At 37.9% G+C, this 21,019-nt stretch carries 15 protein-coding genes; 12 read left to right on the top strand and 3 right to left on the bottom strand.

What is annotated here, in order from left to right; translation table 11 throughout:
- Positions 1-218: 218 nt before the first annotated feature.
- Positions 219-1,259, bottom strand: coding sequence for an FUSC family protein (locus tag F4V44_RS22875; RefSeq protein ID WP_150442332.1), 1,041 nt, complete (start codon positions 1,257-1,259; stop codon positions 219-221).
- 243 nt (positions 1,260-1,502) lie between these two features.
- Between F4V44_RS22875 and F4V44_RS22870 the strand changes: the two genes are divergently transcribed.
- From F4V44_RS22870 to F4V44_RS22840, 8 genes are all read left to right on the top strand, one after another.
- Complete coding sequence (locus F4V44_RS22870) at positions 1,503-2,369, top strand: SPFH domain-containing protein (protein ID WP_150442331.1); 867 nt, start codon at positions 1,503-1,505, stop codon at positions 2,367-2,369.
- A gap of 14 nt (positions 2,370-2,383) precedes the next feature.
- Positions 2,384-2,539: a hypothetical protein gene (locus tag F4V44_RS27595; RefSeq protein ID WP_191090817.1), complete on the top strand. Its 156-nt coding sequence runs from the start codon at positions 2,384-2,386 to the stop codon at positions 2,537-2,539.
- Between the two features lie 33 nt (positions 2,540-2,572).
- Positions 2,573-3,010 (top strand): hypothetical protein, encoded by a 438-nt coding sequence (locus F4V44_RS22865; RefSeq protein ID WP_191090816.1) that lies wholly within the window; start codon positions 2,573-2,575, stop codon positions 3,008-3,010.
- Positions 3,011-3,147: 137 nt separating this feature from the next.
- Positions 3,148-5,373 (top strand): S-layer homology domain-containing protein, encoded by a 2,226-nt coding sequence (locus F4V44_RS22860; protein ID WP_150442329.1) that lies wholly within the window; start codon positions 3,148-3,150, stop codon positions 5,371-5,373.
- 461 nt (positions 5,374-5,834) lie between these two features.
- On the top strand, positions 5,835-6,839 hold the full coding sequence (locus tag F4V44_RS22855; protein WP_150442328.1) for a C40 family peptidase: 1,005 nt from the start codon (positions 5,835-5,837) through the stop codon (positions 6,837-6,839).
- Between the two features lie 177 nt (positions 6,840-7,016).
- Positions 7,017-7,958 carry an HD-GYP domain-containing protein gene (locus F4V44_RS22850; RefSeq protein ID WP_150442327.1) on the top strand — a complete coding sequence of 314 codons (942 nt, stop codon included), beginning with the start codon at positions 7,017-7,019 and terminating at the stop codon, positions 7,956-7,958.
- 209 nt (positions 7,959-8,167) lie between these two features.
- Positions 8,168-8,812 (top strand): acetate uptake transporter, encoded by a 645-nt coding sequence (locus F4V44_RS22845; RefSeq protein ID WP_150442326.1) that lies wholly within the window; start codon positions 8,168-8,170, stop codon positions 8,810-8,812.
- A 380-nt stretch (positions 8,813-9,192) separates the two neighbouring features.
- Positions 9,193-11,028 (top strand): SpoIID/LytB domain-containing protein, encoded by a 1,836-nt coding sequence (locus F4V44_RS22840; RefSeq protein ID WP_150442325.1) that lies wholly within the window; start codon positions 9,193-9,195, stop codon positions 11,026-11,028.
- On the opposite strand, the gene F4V44_RS22835 is transcribed toward F4V44_RS22840, so the two are convergent.
- Complete coding sequence (locus F4V44_RS22835; RefSeq protein WP_150442324.1) at positions 11,021-11,269, bottom strand: hypothetical protein; 249 nt, start codon at positions 11,267-11,269, stop codon at positions 11,021-11,023. The genes F4V44_RS22840 and F4V44_RS22835 overlap by 8 nt on opposite strands.
- Positions 11,270-11,567: 298 nt before the next feature.
- On the opposite strand from F4V44_RS22835, the gene F4V44_RS22830 reads away from it, so the two are divergent.
- The gene (locus F4V44_RS22830; RefSeq protein WP_150442323.1) at positions 11,568-13,037 is read left to right on the top strand and encodes an S-layer homology domain-containing protein; all 1,470 of its coding nucleotides are present in this window, start codon (positions 11,568-11,570) and stop codon (positions 13,035-13,037) included.
- A 178-nt stretch (positions 13,038-13,215) separates the two neighbouring features.
- Here F4V44_RS22830 and F4V44_RS22825 read toward each other — a convergent pair whose 3' ends face one another.
- The gene (locus F4V44_RS22825; RefSeq protein WP_150442322.1) at positions 13,216-14,775 is read right to left on the bottom strand and encodes a sensor domain-containing diguanylate cyclase; all 1,560 of its coding nucleotides are present in this window, start codon (positions 14,773-14,775) and stop codon (positions 13,216-13,218) included.
- A 719-nt stretch (positions 14,776-15,494) separates the two neighbouring features.
- Between F4V44_RS22825 and F4V44_RS22820 the strand changes: the two genes are divergently transcribed.
- The 3 genes from F4V44_RS22820 to F4V44_RS22810 all read left to right on the top strand — a co-directional run bounded on the left by F4V44_RS22820 (position 15,495) and on the right by F4V44_RS22810 (position 20,778).
- Positions 15,495-17,960, top strand: coding sequence for an S-layer homology domain-containing protein (locus tag F4V44_RS22820; RefSeq protein ID WP_150442321.1), 2,466 nt, complete (start codon positions 15,495-15,497; stop codon positions 17,958-17,960).
- A 247-nt stretch (positions 17,961-18,207) separates the two neighbouring features.
- Complete coding sequence (locus F4V44_RS22815) at positions 18,208-19,503, top strand: S-layer homology domain-containing protein (protein WP_150442320.1); 1,296 nt, start codon at positions 18,208-18,210, stop codon at positions 19,501-19,503.
- 198 nt (positions 19,504-19,701) lie between these two features.
- Positions 19,702-20,778 (top strand): S-layer homology domain-containing protein, encoded by a 1,077-nt coding sequence (locus F4V44_RS22810; RefSeq protein WP_150442319.1) that lies wholly within the window; start codon positions 19,702-19,704, stop codon positions 20,776-20,778.
- The last annotated feature ends 241 nt before the right edge of the window (positions 20,779-21,019 follow it).

The raw sequence follows: 21,019 nt of genomic DNA, 5'->3' as shown, positions 1-21,019 counted from the left end.
TCTGTGGAGAGAAAACTCTGCAGAGCTTTTCTATCATTTTTCCTGGCCTTGCGAATAGAAAAGTTGGTAGGTTCAACAGTACTTACCATTGATGAATTAGATAAGACCATATAAAAAAAGAAAAGTCTTGAAATGTAACACATTTCAAGGCTTTTCTTAGTTTAAACAATTTATTTAAATAATAACTAGCATCATCATTTATTGCTATTGCATTGTATTTATGGGTTTCCGTTTGCTCTTTCCTTATATCCCATAAATTGTTCGACTAATTGGTCGAGCCGGTCAATCTGGTAGGCATAGTTATATATCGAAGAACCGATAATGGTGAGCTGAATTTTGTTATGGTCCTGATAAGCGGCAATGACTTTTTCCAGAAAGGCTGTTGTTTCCTTTAGCCGGTCCTCATCCTGTTTTTGATCATCCAGTTTAATAATTCCATCGTATTTTAATAAAAAGAGCTCATGATACTTGATTAACAGCTCTAAATGCTGGTCAAATAATTGGTTATCCTCGTTCGATGGTTGACTTTTAAAATAGAAAGAGTCAATATCTTCCAGTACAATAAATCCTTGCTGAAGCGATTTAAACATTTGTCTGAACACGACAATTTCACGCAGGTCGAGCTGATTAAGCTTGGCCATTTTTTCGCGCTCTTCATCAAACAAGCGGTACTGCTCTTCTAGTTTTAAAATATCCTTTTCTAGCTGTCTCATTTGCTCATGAAATGATTTTTCCGTCATTTCATCGGATATAGCCGTTCTCATCAAAATCGACATATTTTGAAAAACGCTGTTTACCTTTTCGATATATATTTTCTTAAAGTTGGGCGGTGAAATGAAAATATTCACGACTAAGGCTGATGCCATCCCAATAAAGGTTAGCGCAAAACGTTGTAAGGCAAACATCAAATCATCGCCTCCAGGTGCACTCATGACAGCAAGAACAGTCACTAATGTGAGTGAAATGGTCTCCGCCATTTTTAATTTGACTGACATGCCAATCACAAGGATCATGACAAGCCCGATTGAGAACGGATCATTGCCAAGAAAATATAAACCAAGCAAGGCAAAGAGGGCACCTAGAATATTCGTTTGCACTTGATCCCAAACCTGTTTCCATGTCCGATAAATGGACGGCTGGAGGGTAAAAATAGCAGCCATGCCGGCAAATACGGCTGATTCGAGCTTTAATACGGAGCAAATATATAAAGCCAGTGTAACAGCTATTCCTGTTTTAATGACGCGCGGTCCTAATTTCACAATAGAATATTCTCCTTTTCATACCTAAATTGACAATACCATTATATCAGGTTCTTGGGCTATTATTCTCCATAAAATGAGCTGATTGTTTTATTTTGGAATAAAAAGAAAAGCTGTACGAATAGAGCCTGCTATCATTTAGGAAAAGAATCAAAATAAGAATTAGGCACCTGATTTCTTCACATTTCAATATCAATGTGATATCATAATGGTATCAAGGAAATATCACGAGGAGTGATGGATATGAAAGAAAAAGAAATGGCTAAATGGAATGGTTTTGTTGGTTTGTTTATTGTTCTGGTGCTGATTGTCGGTCTTGTGTTTTCTGTCAGAGCTTTTGTTACATCTGCAAGTGCCCTTTCATTTGTTGCAGGGGTCATTCTCTTGTTATTGCTGCTTGTTAGCCTTACAGGTTTTACAATCATTCAGCCGAATCAGTCGAAGGTGTTCACATTGTTCGGTAATTATTTAGGTGTTATTAAGAAGGAAGGTTTTTGGTATACTGTTCCATTTACCTCTAGAAGAAATGTTTCGTTACGAGTGATTAACTTTAACAGCGATCGTTTGAAAGTAAATGATTTAGAAGGGAATCCAATTGAAATTGCAGCTGTTGTGGTTTACAAGGTGTTTGATTCAGCGAAAGCGGTTTTTGATGTGGAGGATTATAAAGAGTTTGTTCATACTCAAAGTGAAACGGGACTGCGTCACATTGCCAGTCAGTATCCGTATGACAATTTTAATAATGACTATGAAATCTCCTTAAGGCAGCATTCAGATGAAGTGGGGGATGTTCTGACAAAAGATTTACAAGGAAGATTACAGGTTGCAGGTGTTGAGATTATTGAGGCAAGAATTATGCATTTAGCCTACTCAAGTGAGATTGCTCATTCCATGCTGCAAAGACAGCAGGCGAGAGCGGTTCTTGCTGCACGAAAAGTCATTGTCGATGGGGCTGTTTCCATGGTAAAATCAGCTATTGAACAATTAAGCCATGAGCAGATTGTGGAGCTTGACGAAGAGAAAAAGGCACAAATGGTGAATAATTTAATGGTGGCATTAGTATCGGAAAAGGGAAATCAGCCGATTATTAATACGGGAACGATTTATTAAGGTTGTGAATCAATGTGGCTGAGAAAAAACGCTTTTTGCTTCGAATTGATCAAAAAACATACGATGCACTTGAAAAGTGGGCAAGTGATGAGCTTCGTAGTGTAAATGCTCAAATCGAATTATTATTGAAAAAAGCATTAAAAGAAGCAGGCAGGGACAAAGATAAATAGAAAACAAAACTCCAGGAGAAAGTCTCTGGAGTTTTGTTTTATCCGAAAGAAAGGGAATGGGGTCTTATGCGTACATTCGTCTATTGGATGCTGCAGTTAACCTGGGGGCTGCCTTTAAATGTAATCGGTGCAATTTTTGCTCTGCTATTAATATGTCTGGGCAAGAAGCCAAAGAGATTTGGGTATGCTGTTTATTTTGAGTTGGGGAATCATTGGGGCGGCTTAAATTTAGGAGGTTTCTTCTTTGTTCAGAAAAATGCGGACAAGAGATTAAAATCTCATGAATATGGACATAGCTTCCAGACCTTACTATTAGGTCCGCTTATGCCTTTTCTAGTAACAATCCCATCGGCTGTTCGATACCATTATCGAAGCTATCGTAGAGCAAAAGGTCACAGCTTATCTCCTTATGATGCCTTTTGGTGTGAAGGTTGGGCAACAAGATTAGGGGTTAAATATTTGAAAGATTGAAAAAGGAGGGAACGTGATCCTTTGGCCTATGCCAATCTCTCATACATATTATTATAAAACTAGTGAGAAGGTATCTATCTCCCATTAGAATCATACTATATAATTAGAAATATAGAAAATATTGGGAGGTTACTATATTGAAAAACTATAAAAAGCTAGGCATTATTCCCTTGTCTACGGTCCTATCTCTAGGTCTTATTATCCCAACTGCTGGTGCTGCGCCACTTTTGAATGAGCAGCAGGGGCCATTTCAAATCCGTATTGCTGAGGTAGATTCAGAGATTACGAAAGCAGACTTGATTCAGAGAGTAAAGTCTTTATTCCCAGGTAAGTTTGATTTTCTAAAAGAAAAAGATTTTGAAATGTCGAGTGGACATTATTTCCCGGAAAATGACACGATCCGATATGATTTGAGCTTTTTCAAGGAAGTAAAAGGGAAGCAAATCTATGGCAGCTTTGGGTTTGTCGGTAAGGATTTGCAGATTGAATACTTCCATTATCAGCCGGCTAATGCTCAGGACGCTCTTTTCCCTCCAAAGGTAACGAAGGACGAGGCGCAGGAAACGGCAACGGCCTTTTTGAAAAGCTTCACCAAAAATGGTGAGTATCAATTGGATACAGTCAATGATTACTATCCTCCAGCTCAAACACTGGTTGAGCCAATCCGCTATACGTTTTCGTTTGTCCATACTGAAAAGCAAATCCCTGTTTCAGATCAGACGATACAGATTACTGTGCTAGGTAACGGAGAGATTGTTGAGTTTTTCCGAAATTACATAAAGAATGGCAAGCAAACATATGATGATTCGGCGAAAGTGCTGCCTAAGGATGAAATATTAGCAAAGGTAAAGGATAATCTTGGAGTTGAATTACGCTACAAGGTTGATTTTAATTTTCAAACAGGTAAGCCGTATGTCAAGCTCGTCTACCAGCAAACAGGGAGCGTACAAGGTGTACATGCCTTGACTAGTCAATGGCAGAATGCTGACGGTTTTTCTTCAGAACTGCCGGCAGTTAAAGGAATTCAGTACATTTCATCTAACCCATTACCGCCTAGGGACTCTGATTTATCGGTAGAAAAAGCAAAGGCATTTGCCGAGCAGTTGCTTAAGGTTGATTCTGATAAAGTAAAACTGACTATTGAAGCTGTTCACGAGCGGGAGCATTATTTAGGCCAGAAAGTTATTAGTGTCCAATATATGTATGAAACAAAAGACGGAGGCGGATACGGGGCAGAGCTGCTATTTGACCAAAAAACAGGGGACATTATCCAATACTACGATGTGAAACGTGATCTTCTAAATGAAATAGGCGAAGAGCCGGAAAATGGAGTGTCTATTACAAAGGAAGAAGCTGAGGCAAAAGCGGTTCAATTTTTAAAAGAGTATGTGCCTTCATATCTTCATGATTATTCGATGCCGACAGATGAAGGTTACTTTGCTGAGGAAGGAATCTATTATTTTTCATTTCCGCGTGTAGTGGATGGAATCATTGTAGATGGGGACCAAATGTTTGTGTCTATTTCTGAGGATGGAACACTAGTCAATTTGGGTGCCGAAAAGCTTCCGATTGAAAATTGGCCATCGCAGGAAGGAATAAAATCTAAAGAAGAGGCTGCAGCCAAGTTCAGTGAGGGCATAAATCTTGAGCTTCGTTACGTAACAGAAGAGAATAGCGAGGACAATCATTACAACCTAGTCTATGTACCCGTCTTTAATGGCAAGATTTATAGTTATATAGATGCTTATACCGGTGAATGGAACAGTACAAACACAGAAGAGATTGAAAAGCATGTCTCCCATCCTTGGGCGGAGAAGGAACTAAATTACTTGATTCAAACAGGTATTATAGGCGTAGAGGATCCAGCAGCATTTAATGGAAATGCCTCGATTACAAAAGGTGAAGCGATTGAGGTGATAATGAAGTCATTGACTCCGATTTACAGTATCTTTGATGGAGAGCACGAAGACTCAGAGCAAACCTTTGAGAATATTGGTCAGGATCATCCCCTTTATTTATATATTGAACGTGCTGTCTCTATGGGAATTTTAGACCAAGGAGCTGCAGAATTTGATATTGATGCGATGCTGACAAGAGAAGAATTAGCTGCTTGGTATATTCGAGCACTAGGATTGGAAAAAGCGGCGAAACAAGGCGACATCTATAAATTGAAGTTTGCTGACGCAGCCAACGTTCAAAGTCAATACAAAGGGCACGTCGCTTTGGCCAACACGTATGGCATCCTGCAAGGAAGCAAAGGCGGTTACTTCAATCCTGACCAAGAAGTAACCTACGCTCAGCTAGCAGTATCCATTTTACGTCTAGCAAAAGAAGCTTACGAAAGAAACCCTTATATGTACTAGGAGCATAGGGGTGACTTAAGAAAAATTTTTAACCTGCCTTCCATTTTTTCTTGGAAATCTGCTTGCTTAAGAATGAGATGACGATTTTAATGAATAAGCAGTTAAAAACAGCTCTGTGGAGAGAGAAATCTCCGCAGGGCTGTTTTTGTTTTGTTCGTATCTAGCAGCCAATTGAAAAAGATTTTTATAGTTGTGGTAAAATCGTCTCGTTTTATTAGGTTCTATGCTGGTAGATTATCCCTTTCTTTTCGATGGGATGGAAGGCAGAAATGGCTTTGTGTTGGGCCTTTTGGTGTATTTAGTAAAAAAATTTATAATTTTGTTAATATTCACGTGGGATTGTAATGAAATAGTAAAATAAAAATCTATTTTTATCTGATAGAATAATGATGTTGAAAGAAATGAAGCATATTTTGATAAATTGCGAGAAAATATGGTAGAAAGTTCGGCGAGGTGACAGCATGAGACAGCGTTTTACACGCATAATATTGATTGTATTACTTATAGGAATTCTTCCTCTGCACTCTGTATCAGCGGCAGGTACTCAGCAAGAGGAGGTCATTAAAATAGCTAAATCTTACATAGGTGTACCGTATGTATTTGGCGGTACGACTCCAAGCGGGTTTGATTGCTCAGGGTTTATTCGCTACGTATATGACAAAGTAGGAATAAGCATGCCAAGAGTTTCTGCGGATCAATATAATGCGGGAACAAAGGTATCTAAAGAAGAGCTTCAACCAGGAGATATCGTATTTTTTCAAAAAACATATAATAAAGCAGGCATTACCCATTCGGGACTTTATATTGGGAACAACGAATTTATCAGTGCTACTAGCAGTAAGGGAATTAAAATTGATTCATTAAGCAGTAGTTATTGGGGACCTAAATACTACGGGGCAACACGCGTGATTAATGGCGGCTCTGAAGATAGTGAGTTCAAAGATGTAAGCGCAAGCAATGCAGCATATCCTGCCATTTCTGTATTAACGAAGCAGGGTGTTATTCAAGGGTTTGAAGACGGTTCATTCCGCCCGGATGCAAACGTAACACGTGGACAAGCTGCAGCCATTATTAATCGAGTATTCAACAAGCAGCCACAAAGCGTGAATTCGTTTAGTGATGTAGCAGCAACAAACCGATTTGCAAAAGACATAGCTGTTATGAAAGATCTTGGCATTATTTCAGGGTTCCCAGACGGAACCTTTCGTCCAGACGATAATATGACAAGAGCACAAATGGCAGTCATTGTAGAAAGAGCCTTTAATCTGCAGGGCAAAACTTTTACAGCAGCATCGGCTCATCCATATAGCGATGTTGGTCCTGATTATTGGGCACATGACGCAATAGTAACGATGAGCCGTATTGATAAAACAAGCGTTTTCGCTGGTGATCGCTACTTTGCAACAAACCAGGCATCACGTGCCTTCTTCACCACAGCAATCTACAATGCGATGAATGTGAAATAGAAATAATAGAAGCTTACAATCTGAAATATAGGTTGTAAGCTTTTTTTGTCCATTTGTCGTATAATTTTCACTTTCAGCTTATTGGTAACAGTTTACTATTTAAAAAATAGTTATTTTCACTTAAATCAATGATAAACTAAAAAAGTTATTTATACGAAAAAGTAAAGGTAGGGGGCCATGATCAATCAATTATTAAATAAATGGATAGATAACCCAGTTTACTTTCGTTATGGGTTTTTTACTTTTTTGACTTTTAGTATTATCTTGAATAGTGTCTTTTTACAAAGTGAAAGTAATTATTATATCTTGTATATTTTTGCTGTTATTTTTCTAGGGGTTGGCTTTTATAATAAACCCGCATGGTTATTAGTTTTATTTACGATTATTGTAGTAGCTTGCAGATATTTTCTAATTGCTGATTCTCATTTAACAATAGGTACTTTCCTCATTCATTTGTTTACCTATCTATTGGTAACGGGAATCTCAGCGGGGTTAATGAAGTATGTTCACAGAACGAAGTTAGATAATATTGAATTAACAACAACTCTCGCTAAGGCTTTAGATTCAAGGGATACTTATACTTTGCATCATTCTGAAAATGTAGCGAGGTATTCAGTTGAAATAGCGAAGAGGATGAAACTGTCAAAAGATCTTTGTGATGTTATTCGTATGGGCGGGCTGCTTCATGACATTGGGAAAATTGGTATACCTGAACATATATTATCGAAACCCGGAAAGTTGACAGATGAGGAGTATAAGATCATCAAGAGTCATCCAACAATTGGATATGAAATGATTAAACACGTCGTAAGTTATAGAGAAAATGGTGTGTTAGATATTGTGTTATATCATCATGAAAGATATGACGGCAAGGGATATCCTAAAGGTATCAAAGGAAAGCAAATCCCTTTAGTAGCTCGGATTGTTGCGGTAGCAGATGTGTTTGATGCGATGAGTTCAAAACGAATTTACCGAGACAAGCTTCCGCTAGAGTATGTACTTAATGAAATCCGCAAAAATAAAGGAACGCAATTTGATTCTGAAGTGGTCGATGCATTTTTGAGTTTATTTGAGCAGGAAGGTAAGAAAGAACAACAAGAATTTAGAAGGTTTGGTTGAGGTAGGAGTCCCCTGCTTCTTTTTTTTTTGAGAAACTAGGGCGTTTATCTCTAGTTATGGAGCTATTTTACAATATAGTATTTTTTTAAAAAAATAAAAGTTATTTAGTGATCATCATTCATCCGAAATATGTTAGTTTACTATCGACAAACGAGATGGATTTATGTATCTTTAGATAGGTATATACTCAAGGAGGAACAAGACATCATATGAATAATCAAAATCATACTTCAGTAAAACTAACTGTAGCAGATCCATCTGCCCTTGGGCTTTTTGGGTTAGCGATGGTAACGCTTGTTGCATCATCACAAAAATTAGGATTAACGGAAGGTACGTCATTAATTTTGCCATGGGCTTTCTTTTTAGGCGGCTTGGCACAATTGATAGCAGGTTGGCTGGATTCAAAGCATAATAATGTATTTGGAACAACTGCTTTTAGCGCGTTCGGACTGTTTTGGTTCGGGGTTGGAACAACATGGTTGATTCAAATGGGCGCTTTCGGTGAAAGTTTGTTGGCCAATGCAGACTCAAAGCAGCTGGGTGTTGCATTCATCGGCTACTTAATCTTCAGTGTCTTCATGACCATTGGAGCGATGGAAACACACAAAGTATTGTTCTTTATTTTCGTATTCATTGATTGCTTATTTATTGGATTATCCCTAAGCTCATTCCATATTGCATACGAGTTTTCTCATATGTTTGCAGCTATTTCCGAGCTGCTTATTGCTTTGCTGTCATTCTATGGCTCAGCTGCAGCTGTGTTAAACACACACTTTGGTCAAGTGGTACTCCCGGTAGGAAAACCGTTTGGTATTTTTAAGAAACAGTCTAAGGCAGCAAGAAAAGCTGCATAAGTATGACAACCAGGAGTAGGAGAATGGTCTTTTGCTTCCAAATTTCAACATAATCATTACTATGTTTCACTCTGTGGAGAGCTATCCGCAGAGTTTTTTTATTTTAACAGGTGTCTTCTTTTACTAGTCAATGTGAGAAATGTTTTTCTCACATTGACTCATTATATTTATAATTCATTTGAATGAATACTTTTAATAGTATATCTAGTTTGAAGGAGCGTAGAACACTTTCTCTGCTTCCATTATTTTTCTAAAGCATAATAGTGAATGATAGATTAAGATAATAATAGGAAAAAAGTTATACAATCTTAATCATTGTAACATTATTTTTATATTCATTTTTTCTATGAAAATACGATTATGCTTGGGGGAATCTTTTGTTGCTTTTGCTTCGTAGAATATTATCATCATCGCTAGTCCTCATTTTGGTCATATCTCTGATTCCAATTTCACAGGTTGAAGCTGCAACAGAGCCTGTTATGCAGGTGAGGCTTAAAAACTATCTCGGGAATCAAACTCAAATAAACCTTCGAACACAAGGCGACTATGTCACGCCAGATAATAAAACTTTATTGAAACATAACACTGAATATACACTTAAGCTTGAAAATAGAGAGTTGAAATTATATTCCGGTTCTAGCTATATGGGGAAATATGATTTGTTAACAGTGAAACCTGCTGCTGAAGGAAACCTTCTTTTTATTAACCAACGTCCTTATAGCGGTTCTTTTCAGTTTGTCCTAGAAAAGGCAAACAATACGGAAATAATCCGGCCAATAAACAGTATCCCAATGGAGGAATATTTAAGAGGGGTCTTGCCGTCTGAGATGCCTGCGTCATGGCCGAAAGAGGCATTAAAGGCGCAGGCTGTCGCGGCAAGGACATATGCTTTCAGACATAACGCAACAGGGGTCATTGATGATACGATTAATTACCAAGTATACGGGGGGTACCTAAGCTTTCCAAATACGGATGTAGCCGTAAGGGAAACGGAAGGCCAGGTCCTGAAATATAACGGTAAGCTGATAGATGCCGTTTTCTCAGCCAGCAACGGAGGGAAGACTGAATCGAATGCAAATGCTTGGGGAGGAACCCAGATTCCATATTTTATAGTGAAAAATGACGACTTTGACCCTAAGACGCGATGGTCGTTTGAATTTAACAAGACGCAAATGGATTTAACGGGTAAAAGCCTAGTGGATTATCATCAATGGTGGAGTTCTGTATATGAAAAGGATCCATTGATTTCCGATAATATTAAAACATGGTTAAAGAACAATGGTTATTTTGGGAAAGAGTTAAAAATAGTGTCCATTCCAGAATTATCTTTTGCTCCACCTTCGAGTAGCGGGAGGGTCACAAAAGGATCGATTACGGTTGAATTTTTTGTCAAAGACCAAGTGGATTCTGCAGGAAGTTTGGTGCTGCAAAAGATTGAAGTTATCAATGGTTCAGCTTCTAGAATTCGAGCAATGGTTGGTAACCGTACGATGCTCAGCTATTTGGTAGATAAAACAGAAAACACAGCGACGGCAATCAAAGTGCAAGGCTTTGGAGACGGACATGGTGTTGGTTTGAGTCAATGGGGAGCAAAGAAACGGGCAGATGCGGGACAAACAGCAGAGCAGATTCTTGACTTCTATTATCCTGGAACAAATCTGGTGGCAGAATATACAGTGGGAATACCAGGAATGAAAGATGTACGAGAAAGTCATCGTTTTTATGAAGAAATCGCTTATTTATTGGGTAAAAGTATTATTACCGGCTTCCCAGATGGTCATTTCGGTCCAGAACAAACCGTCACACGTGCACAAGCAGCAATCATGATTGGTAGAGCAGTAGGTCTAGATGGAACCGAAAGGCATACTGTCTTTGCAGATGTACCGGCATCATCAAAAGCATCCGGATATATTGCATCAGCGGTTGAGCGGGGAATCATTACTGGTTTTCCGGATAAAACGTACCGCCCGGATGAGCCTGTTACGCGGGAACAAATGGCTATTTTTCTAGCAAAGGCCTTTGAGTTAGAACAAGAAATACCGTTGACCTTCACAGATGTAAAAGAAAACAGCAAATCTTACATTTATATCAAACGAATCCTAGCAGAAGGGATTACAAACGGATATCCAGACGGCACATTCAGACCCGGCCTTCCGCTAAAACGATCCGAATTCTCCGCCTTCATGGCAAGAGCAATGGACAATCAATTTAAATAAGGTGTGTAGGAAGGATTCTTCTGTATTCATCCAAGGTTTGAATAAAATAGATGATGGTATTTAAAAGCTCTGCAGAAGAATTTCTGCGGGCTTTTTTTGGGGTGGCAAAAAGAGAGTAAGCAATGGAGGAATAGCGAAGTAAAAGTAATAGAGTAGAAGTGGGATTAAGCGCATAGGAGATAAAATGAAAAAGAATAAAAAGGAAGAAATATCTCAATGGCTTACCAACCACAGTTTCCATTACTATCTTTTCCTTTTTATTCTTTACTGAATTATACAATATTCTTAATAGAGAACACAAGAGGAATTTATTAGAAAATTTTAAATATTTATTAGAGTCCAATAGATGAGAAGTAATAGGTGAAGAAATCTAGAAAGATAATATAGTTCGTTTGTTCTACTAAAAGAACAAATGATTAGAACTTTAAGTCTTTAAAGCGATGGGGGACTGTCCCCCATCGCTTTAAAGACTTAAAGTTTATATGTTTTATGTTACTATATAGAGAGATTAATATTATAAGAGTTAGGAGATTTGTAAAATGAGGTTTTCGATAGTTAAGGTTGGGGTTGTTTCTTGTGTAGCTGCAGGTTTGTTTTGCGGTGTTGCGTCTGCAGAAACAGGGCAAACATTGAATTCTGCATCATCTTATAATGATGTGACCCTGAATGTGAATCTTTCTTTTCAAGAAATCAATCAATTATTGACGAGTGCTGCTATAAAGGCAGACATTCCTCCTGAAGTGGTTAAAGCAGTGGCAGAAAAAGAGTCTGGTTGGAAGCATTTTGATGAAAATGGAGACGTCATTATTTCTGAAGATGGCGGGATTGGAATCATGCAAATTACCAATCAATCGAATTATGATGAAGAAAAATTGAAAACGGACATCATCTACAATATAAATGCGGGTATTGAAATCTTAAACAGTATGTATGAGAGAAGTGACCTGCCAAAAATCAAAGGTGCTGATAGACAGGTGATTGAAAACTGGTATTTCCCGGTTATGGCCTATAATGGTACAAAGCCTGTAAATAGCCCGCTAGAACAAGCAACGAGTGCTGTAAATAATCATGCATACCAGGAACAGGTTTTTGCATTTATAGAAGAAAATAGTTTCTTAGGTGGAACTCAATTAGGAGAATTTCCATTTAGCACAGCTGATTTTCAATATAATCCTGCAAGTGATGAGAATATTACATTTTTAACGAAAGAGTATACGCTAACGGATACGCATGAATCGGCTTATTTTTTTAAGAAAGATGATCGAGTGGTAGTGACAGAGGAAAATGCCAAATTAAGGCCGCAGCCTAGTACAATACAAAGTGGTTTCTCTTTATCGGAACATACCGCTTTGGTTGTGACAGGAGATTTTGTCTATGATCAAGATATGAATAGTGAAAATCGATTTGTATGGGTGCCGGTAAAAACAGCAGATGAAAAATATTCAGGTTATATATCTTCCGCTTATATTAAAAAAGCAGACAATGAACCTGAAACAATTCCGCCCACATCCTTTACAGATGTTTCTGCAAGATATCAGGATGCAGTGAGTTTTGTTGTTTCTAAAGGTGTAAAAGGGATGCCGGACAACACGTTTGGAATAGGAGCAAACATTAAACGAGTGGATGCAGCTGTTATGATTGCAGAGGTGCTTGATCTAGACATTGAATCTGCTCCAGATTCAGGATTTACTGATGTGCCGGAACGTGCTGTTAAACATGTAAATGCATTGAAAGCAAAAGGCATCACGAGCGGCAAAACGGCGACGACACTTGATTCTCATAGTGAAATTACTCGCGGGGAGCTTGCTATCTGGATTAAAAGAGCTTTCGATCTACAGGCAAGTAACGGCGAATTACCTTTCAATGATGTAGCAGATAGATACACAGAGGCTGTCTCTGCACTTGTATACAATAATGTAACGAATGGAACATCTGACACAACCTTTGGTACTCACGACCATGCAAAACGCGGCGACTTTGCTCTCTTCTTGCATAGAGCGGCTCAATAGGAATCATAGGATTCAAAGTTTTTATGCCGACCCAGACAAGTGTTTAAATAATGGGTGGATACCAGTTGCTATGAAAGAAATAGAAGAAAAAGCTCACATCATGTGAGCTTTTTCTATTTTACCCGTTCCAGTTTTGTTAAGGGTCCACCGATTATTTTTTATAAAAAGAATCTGTATCCTAGCTCAATTCATAAATAGTTGTTTTGTTTTTGCCGGTTCGTTTGGATTGATAGAGCGCGCTGTCTGCTCTTTTGATGATGTCTTCCGGGAATGGGTCTTTTTTTTGATAAGTAGAAATTCCCAGTGAAATAGTGATGGGATAGCCGGCTGGGCTTACTGTAGAGGAAAGCCTGAGACGCAGCCGTTCTGCCAGGGCATAGGCATCTTCCACCTCTTTGGTTTTCAATAGGATGGCAAATTCCTCTCCCCCGTATCGGTAGCAGAGGTCTTCCTTTCTGGATACCTCCTCCATGATAGAAGCAATAAATCGTAACACATCATCGCCGACTAAATGCCCTTGCTCATCGTTAACCTTTTTAAAATTATCAATATCCAACATGATTAATGAAAAAGGTGTTTTCTGCGTAATTAAATCATTGATTTCTAGATCAAAGGCTCTTCGGTTGGCTATTCCAGTAAGACCATCTTGTTGGATTTGTTTATTTAATAATTGAAAATGATTATGGAGATGCTTGTAAAGCTGCTTGACCTCATGAATGGGTGACTTGATTTCTAATTGATGAATTGAGTAACCTAGCTTATTCGTTTGGGTAGCTTCTTCTGAATAACTCGCTAAACGGTTAATTGGTTTTGCAAGGTGATTGGTAAATAACCAGGCAAGTAAATAAATGAGTAATAATAGTGGTAAGGAACGAATAATGATTTTTTTTGTTAGTTCACGAAGAGGTTGTTCAATGACAGTTGTTGGTGTTTGCGCGATAATTCCCCACCCTGTTTGCTCCACATAGGCGTATCCGGAAAAATATTCTTGCCCTTTTCTATTGATAATTTCGGCTGAGCCGCTTTTTCCTTGTATGACCTTTTGGATTAGAGGATGGTCTGCAATTGACTCATTCAATCGACTTGAATTGGGGTGATAAATAATCCTGCCGTTTTGGTCAACAACAAAAACAGATGATTGATCAAGAAATTCATGCTGGTTCAAAATTCGCTGTAAGGAATTGTCGCTTTCCAAATAGACAGTACCGTCCACAACCCCTTGATATGTACCAGTCTGATCAAAAATAGGATAGGAAATGAGTACGACTAAGTTGCCGGTCTGTGCCATATAAGGATTAGAGACAAATGGCTTTTGATCCTTTAAAGCCTGAATCATCAGGTCAGATGTAATTCGTACTCCCGGCTTTACACCGCCTTTATTTGGCAGTGCCTTTGGTGTCATCAATTGAACAACACCAGTCTCATCAGTGATAAAAATGGAGTTAAAAAAATTGGCATTGGCTTCCTTCCAATAATCTAAATCCTCTTGACTATATTCCTTGCTGCCGAGGATTTTAGCTAAGGTGCCGAGATTCTGCTGCATATTGAAAAATAAGTCACTTGTACTTAATGATACTTTTGTAGCATAACGATAGTTGTTTTGAAGGTAATTTTCAGTTAAGGTGTCTTTTAGTGCATGAACCGAAAGATACCAGTTCACGATAGTCGTGCTGCAAACAATAAACACTGCAAGCAGACTTATCGCTACTTTTAGCTTAATCCCCTTTTTGATTGACATATATTATTCCCCTTTCAAACCATAAAAAACACCTGTGCAGTATAATTTGAGCAGCAAGACCCCCGCCTCAAGATTCTGAGTATACAAAAGAAGATAGGTGGGGGAATCAACTGCTCGTAAAGGTCCGTTTGTGGAATCACAGACTAAGAACGCCGCATCTGTTGCAACATCTGTGTGACCTACATCCTGTGGGTCTCAACTAACAACCATCAGTGGGGAATGAAGAAAACCCCCGCTGATGGTTGTTTCACTTTATCAAATATGAAACGAATAGTCGTAAATACTTATAGATATTAGATTGTAATTTATTTTTAAGCAGAATCTAACATTTTATTATAATCTAATAATTTTTTCAGTAAAATTTATGTAAATATTTTGTATGGATTGATTGAAATGTTTATTATTATATAGAAGAAAGTCGGATTTTTTATTAGATGTTCCTTATAGTTCGTTTCTTTTAGTAAAAATAAATACATGGAAAAAATAAGTAAAAACTATAAAAATATAATAAAACTAAGGGTTTGGTGATATTGCTTAAGAAGGAAATGGAATCTAATCTAAACTTTAGGATAAACTACAATAACTACCAAAGACATGAGTCTATTTTCCTGGTATGATTGGTTCATAGCTTGATTGACACAAAGTTTTCATAAACAACAAGTGAATTAAGCTTTTAATCTACTAACTAATCTAACAAACACATTGGAGGAATCTTATACATGACTAACTACTCAAAATCAATGAAGAAATTCCTAGCAACTGCAACTGCAACAACAATCGTAGCTGGCGTCGTTGCTCCTATGGCTTTTGCTGCTAACCTAACTGATATTGATGGACATCGTCACGAGGAAGCAATCAAAGCTTTAGTAGAAAAAGGAATTATTTCTGGTTATGAGGATAATTCATTCCAACCGAACAAAGTCATCACTCGTGCTGAAGGTGCGATCATGATTGCACGTGCACTTGGTTTACTAGATGGAAAAGATATTCCAGAAAATAATTTCTCCGATGTTGGTGAAAATTCAAAAGCATATGAAGCAATTGTAAAATTAGCTGATTTAAATATAGTAAGTGGTTTTGGAAATGGCATCTTTGCTCCTGAAAAAGAAATTACTCGCGGACAAATGGCAAAATATATTGCCAATGCCTACGAACTTGAATTAGGCGATGGAAAAACAGCTTTCCCTGATGTCGCTGAAAATGCACAACTAGCGAAATATGTTGATGCGATTGCGGATGCAGGAATCGCTGGCGGTTATGAGAATGGACACTTTGGTTATAATGATGCATTAAAACGCGGCGATTTCGCTAAGATGGTTTATAATGCAGAAAACTTTGTAAAAGAAGTAGTAACACCTGCAGTTGAGAGTGTATCTGCAATAAATGCAAAGCAAATGGTTGTTGAATTTAATACAGCACTTGCAAAAGGTACAACTGAAGCAAATTTAATTTCTAAGTTCTCATTAGAAGGTAAAAAGGTCGTTGGAGCTGAGCTTTCTGAAGACAGAACAACAGTGATCTATACATTGGATAGCACAGAAGTTGACAATGCAATTGTAACAGTTTTACCTCTAGATACTGATTTGAAAGATGGAGAGGACAAACAGGTTCAAACAGAAAAATTTGTTTCTCTATTAACTTTCGATGACGTTGTTGCGCCTTCAGTGGTAGAAACTTCATTTGATAATTATAATGAAGCTGGCACAACGGCTGATGCAACAATTACATTTGATGAAGCATTATCAACTGTTGGAACGGTATCAGTAAACGGTGTTCAAGCAGCTCCTGTAGTAGGAACCGATTCATTTACACTTAAAGGTTTAGAAGTTGGCAAAACGTATACACTTGATATCGTAGGTGCGAAAGACACTGCATCACCTGCAAACAAAGCGGAACATTTAACATTATCATTTACAGTACTTGAAAAAGAGGTTGACTCTACAATTCCAACTGTATCTACGTCAACGAATGGAAATAAACTGACTCTTACATTCTCTGAAGAAGTACAATCAGGAACAGTTACTATTGGCGGTGTAGCAGTAAAAGCAGCTGATATCACATCTACTGATAAAAAGACATTTGTTATCGATGTTCAACAAGCAAATGATGGTGATTTCTTTGCAAGCAATACAGATTTCTTTACGTCTGAAGTAGTTGTAAATGGCTTTACTGATGGCGAAAATGAAATGAAAGAAGTGAAATTTAATTCTACTTTCACTGCTGACAGAACAGCTGCATCATTAGCAGGTGCTTCTGCAACAGAAAATGGTAAGATTGTTCTTGAATTCAATGAAGAAGTAGCAGAGTCAGCAATTAATAAGTTAACGGTTAAAACTATTGATGGAATTATTCAAAGTGCAACAACATTAGATGTTACTGCTGTTGCTCATCCAACAGTAGACGGTGAAGAAGTTCTAAATAAATTAGAGTTTACTTTAGATGAAGAGACTCCACTGCAAGTTGGTAAAAAGTATGTCATTGAAGTAGCAAAAGATGCAGTTGCAGATAAGTATGATAATACGAATGAAAATGCTATTAACTTTAGTGTAGTGCGTCCAGCTGCAGCTAGCGTTGAAGCGGGCGAAGTAATTACTACATCGATTACTAATGAAGATAATGTCATTGAGATTGTTTTTGATGAAACAGATGATAAAGGCATGAGTGATTCAGTCCTAGCAGCTTCCAACTATACAATCGGCGGTAAGGCATTACCAGCAGGTACGGATATTAAATTTGTTGATAACAAAAATAAAGTAAGAATTACATTACCTGAATCATTTATTACTGTAAATGGAGCTTACACTTTTGTCGCTTCTAACCTTGTAGATGTATTTGGAAATACTCTTAAAGAAGGCGAAAACACTGCTGAGCTTACATTAACAGAAAACGTTGCTCCAACAGCAACAGCTCTAACTGTAAATGGAAGCAACCAGGTGGTAGTAAGTTTCTCAGAAGCAGTTAAATCGAATGATTTAGATGGTGATCAAAAAGAATTTGAAGGCATCACTCTCAAAGTAAATGGTACAACTGCAACATTTACGAATTCAGTAGATTCAACAGGAAAATTAGTATTAGCGTTAAATGAAGCAATCAAAACTACTGATAAAGTAACGGTTGAGTTTGACAACGCTGAGCTAACTGATGCAAATAACAACCAAGTAAAAAACGCTAGCGTAAATAACTAATCTCTAAAATAAATAAGCTGCCAAATATAGGGGACAGTCCCTCAGCGCTTTAACGCGCTGGGGGACTGTCCCCCATTGCGTTAATATGGTAAAGTCATTCAAATTAAAAGGCAATATTTACGTGTATTTTTAGGCTTCGACTTTTGCTATGATTACTTCAGCAAAGCTGTTGCTACAAAATAAAAGGTGTGTTATTAGCGATAGTATCTTACAAAAAAAGAATGTTTATACAGGGGGAAATGACTTAATGGGGAACTCTCTTAAAAAGTTTCTTGCATCTACAGCGATTGCAGCGATGATGGCAACAGCAATTGTTCCAGCAGTTTCTGCTGATGAGTTGGAAGACCCTGAATATGTGGTTAGCTATTCATTTGAAGATGTTAATTCGCGTTATGCAGATGCTGTAAGCTTCCTTTATGATATTGGAGCTGCAAAAGGAATTAGTAAAACTGAATTTGGAACATATAACAATTTAACACGCGGAGATGCGGCTGTTATTTTAGCCTATACTCTTGGATTGGATACAGAAAATGCGCCTGATGCTGGTTTTACGGATTTAAATCCCCGTGTAGAGGGTGCAGTTAATGCACTAGTAGCAGAGGGGATTGCTTCAGGGGTAACGGCAGATCAGTTTAAGCCGCACGAGCCATTATCTCGCGGTGCGATGGCGAAGTTTCTTGTTGAAGCGTTTGATTTGAATCATCTTGCAGTTGAAACACCATTTACAGATGCTGCAGGTGTTTTTGCACCCTATATAGAAGCGTTGTACGGAGCGGGCATTACTACTGGAAAAACAGCAACAAGTTATGGCACACATCAGGAAATTATGCGCGGCGATTTTGCTAATCTTCTTTTTAATACGATTAATTTTTATTTCAGCTATTCTCCATTTGTGATTGATTTCGTTGAATTAATTGATTCAAATACGTTAAGGCTACACTTTGAAGAAGCAGTTCATGAGGATTTCACAGTTGAAGAAATTGCAGAATATGCGTATACGCTTGTAGAACTGTCAGGTGAAGAATCGCTTATCTTAATACCGGAAAATCCAGTGCTTTCAGACGATCGTAAAACATTAACATTTGATCATGAGGACTTATCTGGATTAGAAGGGGTGCTTTACCCAGATGAAAATGGGACAGCTTTTGACTTTAAGGCACCTGAAGCAGGTAAAGGTTCTGTAGTAATGGAAGGGCAGAATTCTGTTGAATTTGATTTCGCAGTTGAAACAGAAGCAGACATTATCTTAAGTGCAAATAATGGGGTTGCGAATATAAATAGTCTTCAATTGACTGTTGTAGATAGTGCATTAAAAACAGACGTACCTGTAACCATCACGTTAAAAAGCACAGATGTAGAAGCAGCCAAAGACGGCGAAGGCAAGACATGGGGAACCTTAACCTACTTTAACAATGGAGTATGGAACCTAGTCAATGCACCGGCATATGATTCCATTCCAGCCGGAAACTACGTCCTAGAAGCGCAATTCGAAGACGGCTTTGACAATGCAACAGTATTAACAATGAATATTACAATACAGTAACACATTAAAGCGCTGGGGGACAGTCCCCCAATGCGTTAATGCGGTAAATAGAGGGAGTATTGAAGGAATCGGGGTGATACGCTGATTCCTTTTTTTGGATGACTGGAGACCTAAACAAATCATTTAAATTATATAGAAATGATTTGTTGTATATTATAGAATAATAGTCTGAGATTTTTTATATGGGGGGTTAATCTTTTGAAAAAGGTAAGTTTTTTAGTTGTTTTACTGATTTTTGCCTTAAACAGTTTTGGTGGAAGTGCGCTCGCATCCACATTTACAGACCTTCAAGAAGGCCAGCGATTCTATGAGGAAATGGTTTACTTGGAAGGAGAAGGGATTATTACTGGTTTTCCAGATGAAACATTTCGTCCAGATGAGGAAGTAACGAGAGCTGCAGCAGCTATTATGATTGGCAGAGCGTTAGATTTAGATGGAAAACAGCGCGATACTTCGTTTTTGGACGTTAGTGCGGATCAAAAGGCAAGTGGCTATATTGCGGCTGCAGTGGAAAAGGGAATTATTCAAGGTTTTGAAGATAATACGTATCGCCCAAATCAAACAGTTACAAGAGGGCAAATGGCGATATTTTTATCAAGAGCGTTTGAACTGACCGTGGAATCTGATGCTTCTTTTAAGGATATCTCACCTTCTATGAAGAGTTATACACATATTAAAAGAATTATCGCAGAAAATTTAACACAAGGATATCCGGACAACACATTTCGTCCAGATGCAAAGGTTACAAGAGCTCAGTTTTCTGCCTTTTTAGCACGTGCTTTGGACGATAAGTTTAAAGTTGAAATGCCACCCGCACAAATGAGCTATTTAAAGGATCCTTCGAAAGTATATTATTATGAGTCAGATTATATGGGAAGTTTCTATATGGAGTATCCAAATGAAGAATATGATGGTTGGAATTTATGGGATGTATACACAGACTATGGTTACGGCTATGAGTTTGGCTATTCATTGCTAGAAAGAGAAGACAGTGAAGGGTATTACTTGGGATATCCTGAATCAGAGTATTACATGGACCTAAAATATCCTGTAGTCGTTGGACAAACCTGGGGTACAGGATATGACGACGAAATTCAATACGTCATCACTTCAACCAATATGACAGTTACAACCGCTGCGGGAACTTTTGACAACGTAGTAGAGGTAACTAGCAATGATGAATTGGTTACTTATTTTGCTCCAAACGTGGGTCGTATTAAAGAAGTGTACGAAGGGTATACCGTGACAGAACTAACTCAAATAGAAAATCAATAATAAATAATCATAAAAGACAAAACCGGAGTAAAACAACGCTCTCGGTTTTGTCTTTGTAGTTTAGCACATTAAAGCGGCGGGGGACAGTCCCCCGCCGCTTTAATGTGCTAAACAATAAGAATATTGTCGTTAGAAATCTAATTTAGAACTTGCATTCTATAATATAATCAAGGTGGAGGATATTTTTTCCTTTAGTAAAAGAGAGGGAATGATGGAGTTTTGAAGAAAATTAGATTGCTAT

It is taken from the genome of Niallia endozanthoxylica, assembly GCF_008710145.1.
Lineage (GTDB): Bacteria > Bacillota > Bacilli > Bacillales > Cytobacillaceae > Bacillus_BD > Bacillus_BD endozanthoxylica.
Note: the sequence above shows the minus strand (reverse complement) of the source record. Positions and strands in the feature narration are given on the sequence as shown.

Bases quoted from the DNA above. Each gene is read 5' to 3' on its own strand.
- F4V44_RS22855 (WP_150442328.1), top strand. From the start codon at position 5,835: ATGAGACAGCGTTTTACACGCATAATATTGATTGTATTACTTATAGGA.
- F4V44_RS22850 (WP_150442327.1), top strand. From the start codon at position 7,017: ATGATCAATCAATTATTAAATAAATGGATAGATAACCCAGTTTACTTT.
- F4V44_RS22825 (WP_150442322.1), bottom strand. From the start codon at position 14,775: ATGTCAATCAAAAAGGGGATTAAGCTAAAAGTAGCGATAAGTCTGCTT.
- F4V44_RS22820 (WP_150442321.1), top strand. From the start codon at position 15,495: ATGACTAACTACTCAAAATCAATGAAGAAATTCCTAGCAACTGCAACT.
- F4V44_RS22845 (WP_150442326.1), top strand. From the start codon at position 8,168: ATGAATAATCAAAATCATACTTCAGTAAAACTAACTGTAGCAGATCCA.
- F4V44_RS22815 (WP_150442320.1), top strand. From the start codon at position 18,208: ATGGGGAACTCTCTTAAAAAGTTTCTTGCATCTACAGCGATTGCAGCG.
- F4V44_RS22830 (WP_150442323.1), top strand. From the start codon at position 11,568: ATGAGGTTTTCGATAGTTAAGGTTGGGGTTGTTTCTTGTGTAGCTGCA.
- F4V44_RS22835 (WP_150442324.1), bottom strand. From the start codon at position 11,269: ATGGAAACTGTGGTTGGTAAGCCATTGAGATATTTCTTCCTTTTTATT.
- F4V44_RS22870 (WP_150442331.1), top strand. From the start codon at position 1,503: ATGAAAGAAAAAGAAATGGCTAAATGGAATGGTTTTGTTGGTTTGTTT.